The sequence below is a fragment of the Vibrio sp. S17_S38 genome (assembly GCF_014694375.1).
Classification (GTDB): Bacteria; Pseudomonadota; Gammaproteobacteria; order Enterobacterales; family Vibrionaceae; genus Vibrio.
The window spans coordinates 139,992-151,555 of the sequence record NZ_JAAUWW010000009.1 but is presented as its reverse complement, the minus strand read 5'-3'; the positions used below and the strand labels follow the sequence as shown (position 1 = coordinate 151,555).

The 11,564-nt window shown below is 37.0% G+C and carries 15 protein-coding genes; 6 read left to right on the top strand and 9 right to left on the bottom strand.

Translation table 11 applies throughout. The annotated features are described in order from the left end of the window. Positions 1-87: 87 nt before the first annotated feature. The 3 genes from HC725_RS09195 to HC725_RS09185 all read right to left on the bottom strand — a co-directional run bounded on the left by HC725_RS09195 (position 88) and on the right by HC725_RS09185 (position 2,144). The gene (locus HC725_RS09195) at positions 88-849 is read right to left on the bottom strand and encodes a CSS-motif domain-containing protein (RefSeq protein ID WP_190331513.1); all 762 of its coding nucleotides are present in this window, start codon (positions 847-849) and stop codon (positions 88-90) included. A gap of 202 nt (positions 850-1,051) precedes the next feature. Further along, on the bottom strand, positions 1,052-1,399 hold the full coding sequence (locus HC725_RS09190; protein WP_190331512.1) for a hypothetical protein: 348 nt from the start codon (positions 1,397-1,399) through the stop codon (positions 1,052-1,054). Between the two features lie 325 nt (positions 1,400-1,724). Continuing rightward, positions 1,725-2,144, bottom strand: a complete 420-nt coding sequence (locus tag HC725_RS09185; protein ID WP_190331511.1) for an H-NS family histone-like protein — start codon at positions 2,142-2,144, stop codon at positions 1,725-1,727. A 648-nt stretch (positions 2,145-2,792) separates the two neighbouring features. On the opposite strand from HC725_RS09185, the gene HC725_RS09180 reads away from it, so the two are divergent. Next, positions 2,793-3,755: a hypothetical protein gene (locus tag HC725_RS09180; protein WP_190331510.1), complete on the top strand. Its 963-nt coding sequence runs from the start codon at positions 2,793-2,795 to the stop codon at positions 3,753-3,755. 51 nt (positions 3,756-3,806) lie between these two features. On the opposite strand, the gene flhB is transcribed toward HC725_RS09180, so the two are convergent. Genes flhB through HC725_RS09150 form a run of 6 tightly spaced genes read right to left on the bottom strand, consistent with a single transcriptional unit; the run spans position 3,807 to position 7,917 of the window. Further along, positions 3,807-4,922, bottom strand: a complete 1,116-nt coding sequence (gene flhB / locus HC725_RS09175; RefSeq protein WP_194687914.1) for a flagellar biosynthesis protein FlhB — start codon at positions 4,920-4,922, stop codon at positions 3,807-3,809. Further along, positions 4,919-5,695, bottom strand: coding sequence for a flagellar biosynthetic protein FliR (gene fliR / locus HC725_RS09170; protein ID WP_190331509.1), 777 nt, complete (start codon positions 5,693-5,695; stop codon positions 4,919-4,921). The genes flhB and fliR overlap by 4 nt, the downstream gene beginning before the upstream one ends. Beyond that, the gene (gene fliQ, locus HC725_RS09165) at positions 5,696-5,965 is read right to left on the bottom strand and encodes a flagellar biosynthesis protein FliQ (protein WP_190331508.1); all 270 of its coding nucleotides are present in this window, start codon (positions 5,963-5,965) and stop codon (positions 5,696-5,698) included. It abuts the gene before it with no gap. After that, a complete protein-coding gene (fliP, locus tag HC725_RS09160) occupies positions 5,966-6,703 on the bottom strand; it encodes a flagellar type III secretion system pore protein FliP (RefSeq protein WP_190331507.1) in 738 nt (245 codons plus the stop codon). 7 nt (positions 6,704-6,710) lie between these two features. Next, a complete protein-coding gene (locus HC725_RS09155) occupies positions 6,711-7,151 on the bottom strand; it encodes a FliM/FliN family flagellar motor switch protein (protein WP_190331506.1) in 441 nt (146 codons plus the stop codon). A gap of 13 nt (positions 7,152-7,164) precedes the next feature. Beyond that, positions 7,165-7,917, bottom strand: coding sequence for a hypothetical protein (locus HC725_RS09150; protein ID WP_190331505.1), 753 nt, complete (start codon positions 7,915-7,917; stop codon positions 7,165-7,167). A 227-nt stretch (positions 7,918-8,144) separates the two neighbouring features. Between HC725_RS09150 and flgB the strand changes: the two genes are divergently transcribed. The 5 genes from flgB to HC725_RS09125 are packed head-to-tail and all read left to right on the top strand — an operon-like array spanning position 8,145 to position 11,563. Next, positions 8,145-8,495 carry a flagellar basal body rod protein FlgB gene (gene flgB, locus HC725_RS09145; protein ID WP_190331504.1) on the top strand — a complete coding sequence of 117 codons (351 nt, stop codon included), beginning with the start codon at positions 8,145-8,147 and terminating at the stop codon, positions 8,493-8,495. Between the two features lie 23 nt (positions 8,496-8,518). After that, positions 8,519-8,944: a flagellar basal body rod protein FlgC gene (gene flgC, locus HC725_RS09140; protein WP_190331503.1), complete on the top strand. Its 426-nt coding sequence runs from the start codon at positions 8,519-8,521 to the stop codon at positions 8,942-8,944. Between the two features lie 2 nt (positions 8,945-8,946). Then, the gene (locus HC725_RS09135; RefSeq protein ID WP_194687913.1) at positions 8,947-9,615 is read left to right on the top strand and encodes a flagellar hook capping FlgD N-terminal domain-containing protein; all 669 of its coding nucleotides are present in this window, start codon (positions 8,947-8,949) and stop codon (positions 9,613-9,615) included. Positions 9,616-9,626: 11 nt separating this feature from the next. Further along, positions 9,627-10,826: a flagellar hook protein FlgE gene (gene flgE / locus HC725_RS09130; protein ID WP_190331502.1), complete on the top strand. Its 1,200-nt coding sequence runs from the start codon at positions 9,627-9,629 to the stop codon at positions 10,824-10,826. 8 nt (positions 10,827-10,834) lie between these two features. Continuing rightward, positions 10,835-11,563, top strand: a complete 729-nt coding sequence (locus HC725_RS09125) for a flagellar basal body rod protein FlgF (RefSeq protein ID WP_190331501.1) — start codon at positions 10,835-10,837, stop codon at positions 11,561-11,563. Position 11,564 lies beyond the last annotated feature (1 nt).

The window sequence follows — 11,564 nt, the reverse complement described above, 5'->3', positions numbered from 1 at the left end:
AAGCTGGAATATTAGAAATTAGCAATAGCTGAGCAAATAAGTGGATCAATATTAAAACGGTGAATTTTTAAAAAAGTGGATCAGATTTCAACTGGTGTTGACATCTTGATAGATGAAATAATAAAAAGAGGATATTAATGCTCCGAGTGCTAACAGTATTACGAGTAAAGGGTTAGCATAGATATTATCTATCGTAAAAGTAGAATAATTAATATTGGTACTAATGGAAAATGGAAACTGAGAAGAACTTAGGCGCAATGTATCGTGATTTATTTCGGTAGTGAGTATTCCGTTATTGTTTATCCAGCCTTGTTTTGTATAAACATGAAACGGTGTTTTTTCTTCCAGTAGGCTAATGACACCTAAAAAATTAAAGCCATGCAAAGTTGCGGTGATGCTTATTTTATCATTCTGTCCTTTAACTATAATGATAGTTCTGCCAGGGGCTACGTAGCGAGAAGAAAATAAGCTAATGTCAGTCAAATCAGAAGATGTAATTTTATTGCCAATAAGTTGAGGGTAAGATGAGCAAATTGTCTGATTATCTTTAACTATGCTAATAGTTTGAATGCTGGGTTTTTCTACTAATACAGATAAAATTTTTGGCAAGGATTCAGAGCAATTATCTGTCGCAGTATTCAGTAATGTATTAACGGCAGACTGCGCTCGTTCAATCTGCCCATCAAGTACATTGATAGCTAGTTGCATACGATCTAGCGTGTTAGTACGGTAATTATATGCAGACTGAATTGTCAGTGCCGCTATCCCAAGACTAAAAACAAGAATAAAAATGATGCTGCAATGAAGAAGTTTTAGCCGCAAAAATGGACTAGATTGAAAGACAGCCATATAAAAAAGCTCCACTTACCTTAAAGTATATGGCATGAGTGTTTTTGAACGGTAACACATTAATTTGCCAACATTTTTCGTGAGAATAGTGAAGTGTAGCGCATTTGTTTTTCTGATAAATATTAATTATGTCAATATTGATGTAATTAATAAGTTTTTACGTAACTTCTTATTTATTTAGAGTATTTAGGAAGGTTGTAAGCTAATTTTTACCTTTATTTTCTTCAATTACATTTTGTATCTTGGTGTAGAGATCGATACCACTTTCTGATAAGTATACGAAAGTAGGTGGTTTTTTTGAAATGTTGGCATCCCAAATAATACCTTTCTCTTTTAAAAAATCAGCTTTTGATGTTCGGATAAAATATTCGGGCGTTCGGCCGATAATGTCACATAATTTTGCCACATTTTTAGGTGTGAACTCCATGTTATAACGTTCACAAAGTTGAATATAGGTGAGTCCATTGATACCTACCGCATCGATCATGACCACCATATTTATGCTGATCTTTTCTTTTATGCAATACGCTAATAATTTCTGTAAAAACACGTATATATCCTAACAATCATATGAATAGCGATAGAGTACTAGTTCAGGTATTGGCATTATAACATTTAACCACACAATAAGTGCTTATATTATGGGGTTAACGAGCGATAAAAAAATAGACTGGAGTGATCTGAATCTAAAATTGTATACCTAGCATAAGAACTATATTTGCATCAATATTAATAATAGGTCTTAATTTTAGATAAATGTAGTTAATTGTTGACGTTGAAGGTAAGAAATTAGATTTTCTGCGAATTTTTCAGAAAATACTTACAAAAATGCTCGCGTAAGGCGAGCATTTAAAAAAGCAGTAAGTGAATAATAGTTAGACTTTAAAAGAGTCTAGCTTGATGCCTTTGTCTAATTCATTTTGTATTACAGATGGCATACGCCCTTGTCCTGTCCAAGTTTTACGCTTACCATTAACAAAATATTCATATTTAGGGACTCGTTTAGGTTTTTCAGAATCACCAGAGTATTTTACATCTGGTGATTGCATTGCGGCCATGACTTCGTCTAGTCCGACACCTTTATCGAGTAATATTTTAGCCACTTCTTTTACATTTTCTTCATGTTGCTTGGCTGCTTTGGCCAATTCATCTTCTTCTTTTATACGCTCTGAAAGGATGTGGCCTAATCGTTCATACGCAGCTTTAAGTTCGTTAACTGTCATTTCATGGCGAGCATACCCACGTAAGCGGCGGGTATCTAAAAGAATGGTCTTCACATCAACGATTGTAGTCATAATTTATGCTCCCATAATCAATTTATCATTCACATACTTCAAGTTAAATCGAGTTTTAACTTTCCATTACTACTAATATGAAATGAATTATTACTTTTTATGACATTTCAATTGTTATGGTAATGAAAAGGATTAAATGTCCTATGCTACTTTTTATAGACCTTTACTTTATTCTTAAATCTATAATTTTAATCTTGATATTTATACGGTTCATTGATGAGTTGAGAACAAATAATTATCCCTTTGGTTACATATATTTTACAACTTTCCAATTAAAATACAATTCAATCTAGTTCTAACATATGTAAACAAAAGTGATTGAGAATAATCTACTGAATGACATCTATGGTAAGGATTTCATGTTATATGCTGATTACTGGAAGGTTTAGTGGTGTAGCATAGAAAACATAGTGTCACTAATTTTTCATAAATCTACTTATTAAAATGCCATTACTTTTCATCTATTAAGCTTATTTCTTTCGCGAAAATAACTTGTCGATCACACTTTTACGCTGATTAATTTAAAACTATGGAATTTACTAAGTTTTAGGTTTATTCGACATCTTTTTAGTAATACTATGATGCTAATATGTAGTGTATTTGCTGGTAATTAAGTCCAGTTGTGACATTTGTGTTAATTAGGTAATTATGAATAGTAAAGTTGAACCGCTCGATTTGTATCAAAATCCAAGCCATAAACTCAGACTGGTTGAACCTATTTCAAAGAATAATGGCATCTTTGATATTCATTCATTTTTTTCTGGTGAACGAGGCAAGCAACACAACATTAATGATGATAAGGTCGAGCGATTTTTTCATGTTCTGACAACAGTTTTGAAGCATTCGCCAAATAGTGAAGTTGATTTAGTGACTGAACCTGACTTTTTCAGTGATGTAGATACATATAAGGCACAAGACTGGAAGAAGCTTGAAGAAACCTTGATGGATGCTAAGCAAGTATTAATGCATGTTCATATTAATATCCGGATTTTAAATGATACAGATCTAAATGGGATAATGAATATCAGTACCTATTCGATTGAATTGATTGAACAAGGTCGAGAGTATATTTTAAACTCAGTAAAGCCCATTCCAATATTTCCTAAATATTGTGATGTACGATCTATCTCGAGCGAGCAGGGCATCGAAAGGTTGCTTTCTCGATATCAACAAATCATCAAAGCTCAACAAGCTTTGAATGCTTATCCATTAACTGATTATGAATATGTTCAATCAGGCTTGTACTTGACTCAGTGGATCTCGGCTTTTTTACTGGCTGAAAAAAATGTGATTATCGCGTTATCTGATGTTGGGGAAACAAACTTACAAGCTCTGTATTCTCAAGGTAATTATCAGTCATTTATTCATGATACTCGTCTTAAATTAGAATCTGGCCAGCCTTTTCAACTCTCTATTATCACTAAGCCTGTTTCTTTTTCTGATGTTTTTCTTTTGTTACCGGTAGTCATTCATGGCAGTTCAGTTAGAGCAATGGAAGAACATGAATATACGAATAAGTTAAATGTGAACTTCATTTATGGTGATGCTACCGATGTATTTATTGGGTTGAAAGCATTACATACTGTTTATTCCAATACCCTCATTAATTAGAATTCTCTTATTCGAAATAGACCCCCAATACATAGAAAGTTTTACATTTAATTAGTACTTTAATTTTTCAGGAATAGTAAATCGTGGGAGAGTGTTGGGCTTCATTCCATGACCATTCCGGAATGATTTTAGTTGATTGACATAGTGTAGTACTTGAGCAACAGCAGTATAGAGTTGACTGGGTATCATTTGATTTATTTTAGTTGTATGGAAAATAGAGCGAGCTAATTCAGGAATAATGATCACTTCAATGTCGTTTTTATCGGCAATATTTTTGATATAAAATGCAACAGAATCCTCTCCTTTTGCCACTAAAAACGGCGCTTCAGCTTTAGTTAAATCATATTTTAATGCCACCGCATAATGAGTTGGGTTCATTAAAATAACATCCGCCGTTGGTACGGTTTTTGTCGCTGCATTTTTAGACATTTGCATCTGAATCTGTTTCATTCTTCCCTTTGTTTGCGGATCGCCTTCTGACTCCTTATATTCATCTTTTAGTTCTTGCTTACTCATTTTCATCTGTTTCATAAATTGAAGCTTTTGGTAGGGTAAGTCGATTAAGCCAAAGATGACAATGACCGCTACAAGCATCAGCGTTAGTGTCACCATGATGTGACCTGATACCACCATTACGGAATCTAATGTCGATCGAACGAGAGGGCTAATGACATCAATGTTGTCAATAATGGTGTAGTAGAGGATTGCAAAAAATATACTGACTTTTAAGACGTTTTTTAAAAATTCGAAAAGAGTATTCTTTGAAAAAATACGTTTAATACCAGCCCCAGGATTTATTTTGCTAAATTTCGGTGCGAGTTTGGAAAAATTGACGGAGAATCCACCCAATATTGTACTTCCGGCTATGACTGCAAGGAATTTTAAACATAGTAGAGGGGCAAATAGCTTCATGAGTAAGTACATAGCATGGCCAATTAGTTCGACTTGAAGTTTTGGCTGCCCTAGCTGAGATCGATTAAAGCTATAAGCCTGTATGAACATATCTTTGATTGCTTCAAATATACTGGGAATAATCATGGAGTAATAAAGTACGCATGATATTAAAGCAATGGCGGTAATGAATTCTTTCGCTCTAGGGATATCCCCTTTTTTTCGGGCTTTATTAAGCTTTTGAATACTGGCATTTTCAGTTTTTTCAGAACTCATAATGACAATCCCATTATGTAATAAAGGTGGTCCTTTAACTGCATGGTTAAATTAAAATAGGTATCGCCAATACCTTTGATTGATATTGTGAGGGCTACTACTCCAAGCAACATGGTTAATGGAAAACCGAGAGCAAAGATATTGAGCTGAGGAGCGGCTTTTGTCATAAACCCAAATACAGTATTGCTTATTAACATAACAACCATCGCGGGAATAGAGATAATCAAGGAGCTTGAAAATAACCATGTAACCATTTTTACTACATGCTCTAATCCAGCCACTGGAATGGGGCTATTAAGTGGCCAGAACGTAAAACTATCAGCCATTACACTTATTACAACCAAGTGGGCATCAAGTGACAAAAATAAAAAGATAGACGTGATGGAAAATATTTTAGCGACGATAGCTTCATTTACCCCGTTAGAAGGGTCGTTCATAATCGCCATGCCTAACCCCATTTGCATCGATAGTGCTTGTCCTGCCATAGTGAAAATAGTCATAAAAAGGGTGACGCAATAACCCAATATCCAACCAAATAGTATTTGATAACCGCTGAATAAAATGGTGGTAAAAGAAAAGGGATTAAAAGCAGGGACGTGGCCCGATAATGATGAACAAATTAAACCTAGGATAAAAGCGAGCATTACACGAACTTGCATGGGGATTGCTTTATCACTGAATATTGGAGCGACCATAAAAAAACCGGTAAAACGCATAAATGGCCACCAGACATGGCCTAGAAACTGCGTGATTTCACTAAATGAGAGTTCCATTTATTGAGTAACCGTGGGTATCGCATCAAAGACCAAATTAAAGAATGTGGTTAGCTCCATTATTATCCAATTACCAAAGACAATAATAGTGAGCAAAGTAGCTAATAACTTAGGGAGAAAACTCAGAGTTTGTTCATTGATTTGGGTAACAGCTTGAAAAATTGCTACTAACAAACCAAGTATTAAACTGGGGGCGATCAGAGCTGTAACAATAATCAAAACAAGATAAATTGCTTGCCCAACAATGGTAATAGCAGCATCTGGCCCCATTTATGTTCCCACCCAAAAGCTTTGTGCTAGGCTTCCCATTAGCATGCCCCAGCCATCAACAAGAACAAATATTAACAGCTTAAATGGCAGTGACACGATCAGTGGAGAAAGCATCATCATCCCCATTGACATTAAAACTGATGCAACGACTAAATCGATAACAATAAAAGGGAGATAAATCATCAAGCCAATTTGGAATGCCGCTTTTAATTCACTTAATACATAGGCTGGTAATAGAACAAGGAATGGAATTTCTGAATCTTGAACTTTATCAAGCCCGGCAATAGATGTGACTTGTTCAAGAGTTTTGGTCTGGGTTTGATTCAACATATATTTGCGTAGTGGTTTTTCACCTATGGCCATGGCTTCTTGTAGCGTTTTTTCTCCGTTGGCATAAGGTTGGTAGGCATTGTCGTAAATATCAGTCCAAACAGGGCGCATTATTAAGATAGTAAAGATTAATGCTAACCCAACCAATACTTGATTTGGGGGGGACTGCTGTAAACCAATGGCCTGTCGAAGAATAGAAAGAACAATAATAATTCGAGTAAACGATGTGCACATGATGATGAAGGCAGGAATAAAACTGAGTGCCGTCATCAAGATGAGAATTTGTAGCTTAACGGAATATTCACTGCCACTAGGCGTGGTATTGACAGATAAAATGCTCAAGGAGTCATCAGCAATAGCGAAAGCTGGAAAAGAGATAGCCAATAGAAAAAGAAATAACTTAACCATCGTTGGCCTATAGATTATTGGTTGCAAGGCTTAATACCTTCACGCCATATTTTCCATCCGATTCAACAATTTGACCTGTAGCAAATAACACGCCATTTACTCGAAGATCGACAGGTTCACCTAGGCTTTTATCTAAGGTAATAATTTGCCCTTGTTCAAAGTTCATTAGATCTTCAATGGGTAATTGTTTTTGACTAATCTCAACCGTCATTGTCACAGGAATGGTGCTCAGCAGACCTAAAGATGTAGTGCTGTCGCGGCTTGTTAAATGTTGTTCAAGCATATCTGGATCAAAGTTATCTTCATCTAATGGTGAGTTGTCTAGTTGAATATCGCCTGTCTCTAAGTCAAAGTCGCTCATCAAATCTGATTCTTCTATAAAATCTGAGTTTAAAGAATCTAAATTAAGATCAGAGTCCAACTCTTTATTTTCGATTTCTGTGTCCATGTTTTCGTGAACCTTAATATGAAGTGGAATGTGTGAGTGACAAAATTTGGTCTTCATTAGTTGAAATTTTAGCTTTGTTAATTTCAACAGATTCAACTTGAAACGAAACCCACCCTTTTTTAGAAAATGAAAGAGTATCGCCAACTTGAATGTCTTTCACCATTTGTAGGTGTGTCTGTTTCTCCGACAGCACCACTGATGTTTCTACATTTATTTTTTGAATTAATCTATGGATCTCAGTGGATGAAAACTCTTTTATATAGCCAAATTTATCCAACAAATAGTCACTATAATTTTCATCCATGCAAATATTAAACTGACAATCAATGCCTCCAAACTGCAAAGAAAAAGATGACGTTGAGTGAGGTTTGAAATCATGTATATCAGTGACATTTTCAGCTTCACTGCTCATTAATGAATCAATAAGTGTGATGATTATTTTATCGAATAACTTTATGTGTGATTGGGTTATTATTTCTGATTTTATAAAAGTATCAAAGCCCATAAATTTAGAAAATAAAACATTTAATGTCTCGACGCTGACTTGAACTTGAACAGTGCCAATACCTAATTCTGTCATCGTCACGCTATACTCTGGGACGGATTCACACTCTGTTGGTTCGATCTGTATCTCATCCTGATTAATCGTGTATAACTGAGCGAAATTAGCACGATGGTGATGAAGTTGCTTCAAGACTAACTCACTTAAAAGCCTCTTTGTTATTGGTCTTGTATCACCAAGCTCCGTTAAATCCACGTCACGCATAAGTCACTCCACTTTCTTATTGTTAAGCTGGTCACTTTCTTATTATTAATGTGACTTAGTTGGCATTATAGACACACTACATGACCATATTAAATGAAAATATTGATTTTTTTAAATTTAAAAATGCAAAGTTAATTCTGTATCATATAATTGAAATAAAATTTAGTTATAAAAATGTAGTTATGGTAATTAATTTATGTTTTTTTGAAAGTAGTTGAGGTTTTTTTGTGATAAATTTAGATGAAGCATTGGGCGTTACACCGATGATGCTGAAATATCGGACTGAAAGGACAGAGGTCATTGCATCCAATATAGCCAATGTTGATACTCCTAATTACAAAGCAAAAGATATTTCTTTTAATGCTGTGATGAATTCGGTATCTCAAGAAAGCAGTCGTCCAGCTATAGAGACACAAAGTCAATACCGTATACCAACTCAGCGTTCAAGAGATGGCAATACCGTTGAGTTGCAGCATGAACAAGCCATATTTGCCGAAAACTCGATGCAATATCAACAGAGTCTTCAATTTCTCAAATCGAGAATAAGCGGTCTAAAAAAAGCGATAGATGGACGTTAAAACACCATTATTAAGGATGAGACATGTCATTTTCAGGAATTTATGAAACCGCAGGATCAGCCATGAGCGCTCAAACGATTCGTTTAAATACGATCTCGAGTAACTTAGCTAATGCGGACTCAGTTTCGGGTAATCCCAATGAAGTCTATAAACCATTAAAACCGGTATTTTCTGCCGTTTACAATCAATTTGCAGCCGATGGTAAGAGTCAGGGGGTCGTTCCTGTGAAAATTGCCGATGTCATTTCAGTTGATTCGAAGATGGAATCTAAATATGAGCCGGATAATCCTTTAGCTGGTCAGGATGGCATGGTGTATTACTCAGGAATTAACCCTGTATCTGAAATGGCCGACATGATGTCTGCAACGCGTAGCTTTGAGGCTAGCGCTTCGGTATTTGGCTCGGTTAAATCAATGCAACAATCTCTATTACAAGTCTGGGATATCTAATCATGATCACATCAACCGTTATGGGCGCAGATTCATCAGCCAACATTCAATCGCCTTCAACTGGAGTGAAAGCGCAAGAAGATAACAGCGCAAGTTCACTTCAGAATCAATTTTTAACCTTAATGATGGCTCAAATTAATAATCAGAATCCCCTTGAACCTCAGGATGGCACTGAATTTGTGTCGCAATTGGCACAGTTTTCTCAAGTGGAAAGCAGTGAAAACCTGGTCAAATTGACTCAGAACAACCAAGTGCTTCTAGATAATTTACAAGTACTCAGTACTTCTACTTTAGTTAATCAGAATGTTTCGGTTCGTACTGACACCATTAATGCTGACGGTGAATCTGTGATTAATGGTTCGATTGATTTATCGGCTAATAGCAATGTCGTGAATCTTGTGATTACTGATTCGAAAGGCAATGAACAAACCATTTCATTAGGAGCTAATGCAAAAGGAAAAGTGGATTTTAGCTTAGATACTGAAAAGCTTGGTTTAAAAGGTGAGTACAGCATTAGCGTGGATGTTGATGAAGAGCAAGGTTATTCGCCGACAACAACCGTTAATGGCCAGATTAATCGTGTGACCGTACCGTCTAACGGTGGTTCAACAATACTGAATGTTCAAGGTGTAGGCGAAGTGCCTTACTACGAAATTAGTTCATTTTCATAAGGATAAATTCAATGTCTCTCAATATTTCATTAAGTGGTTTGAATGCTTCAAGTAAAGAGCTCAATACCATTTCTAACAACATTGCTAATGTGAGCACCACCGGTTTTAAAGAAAGTCGAACCGAATTCTCAAGCGTATACAGTGGCGGTCAATCCAATGGGGTTGAAGTGGTTGGGATGTCTCAAAACTTTGACTCAAATGGACAAATTTCAGGTACCGGCCGCGCTTTAGATATGGCGTTGTCGGGATCGGGTTTCTTTGTGGTTGAAGATGGTAAAGGGCAAACTTCTTATACTCGAAATGGCATTTTTAACATGGATTCCAACGGTTATGTGGTCAGTAATTCGAATGCTAAGTTGCAAGGCTATTCGGTAGATGGCGACAATAAGCTGCAGCAAGGTACCGTCGGTCCTATTAAAATCAGCACACAAGCTCAAGCAGCGAAGGCCACCACCAATGCTGAGTTTGTTGCCAATCTAGATGCTCGTTCTGATGTTATTGATAGCGCGGCAACTCCTTTTGATCCTACGAACTCAGAGACTTATACCAATTCTTATACGACTCCAGCTTACGATTCATTAGGTAACCCGCATACGGTTACTCAATATTTTGTGAAGTCTTCGGATACCCAATGGGATGTCTACGCAGTGGTGGATGGTGACGCAACTTTGCCTATGACCCCATCGAACAGCATGACTTTCGATCCATCAGGCAAGTTGACGTCGGGTAATACTTATACCGTGAACACGCCTGTATCTGGAGCAGAAGATTTGAACATCACCATGAAGCTGGATGGTGTCACTCAATTTGGTAATAACTTTGTCGTTTCAACTAATAACCCTGATGGCTATACCTCTGGTGATTATGTTGATATGCGCGTAGAAGCCGATGGCAGCATTTATGCTAACTACTCAAACGGTCAAACTCAGCTGCAAGGGCAAGTCGTATTGGCTAACTTTGCAGCACCTTCTGAACTGCAACAAACCAACAACACCTCATGGGTTCAATCTTTTGGATCAGGTGTGCCGATCATTGGTACGGCAGGTACTGGTTCGTTTGGGGATCTTAGTTCGGGCTCATTGGAGTCCTCGAATGTAGATCTGACTCAATCGCTTGTGAGCATGATGACGGCGCAACGTAACTATCAGGCCAATACCAAAGCGATTTCAACCGATTCGCAGCTCACTCAAGCATTATTCCAAGCGATGTAGGTGATTAAATGAATCCGATTTTATTCACTGCGGCAAAAGGTGCGGAACGTGTTATGTACGCACAAGATGTGAGAGCGAACAACTTGGCACATACCAATACCGTTGGGTTTAAATCCTTAATGGAATATTCATCACCAATGGCTGTGGGTGGTTCAGGATTTCAATCATCGGTGACGACTCGCACCAACTCTGCCACCAACAACTTTCAAGAAGGCACCAATGTGAATACTCAGCGCGATCTTGACGTTGTGATCACGGGCAGTGGTTTTTTTACTCTTCAAGGTGAAGACGGCAAAGAGATCTACACCAGAGCAGGGGATTTTGCTCTCGATTCTGAAGGAAACCTGATGCGCGGTGCTTATGCTGTTGTGGGTGAGAATGGCCCAATTCAAGTACCAGAGAATCAAAAAGTACAAATTTCAGATGATGGTTTTGTCAGTATTATTCCTGTCGGTGGTGGTGCGTCATTAGCGGTTGATCAACTTAAATTGGTTAATCCAGATGTGAAAACGATGACGCTTGATCGCAGTGGACAATTTGTTTCAACTTCTGGGCAAAATTTGCCGATGGCGGAAGATGTGACGATAAAAACTGGTTTTTTAGAGTCCAGTAACGTATCGGGTACAGAAGAGTTGGTTAGCATCATGTCATTAAGTCGCCAATATGAAATGCAAGTCAAAGTTATGGCGGCTGCCAATGAAATTTCAAAGATCGGCAATAAAATCATTCAAAGTTAAG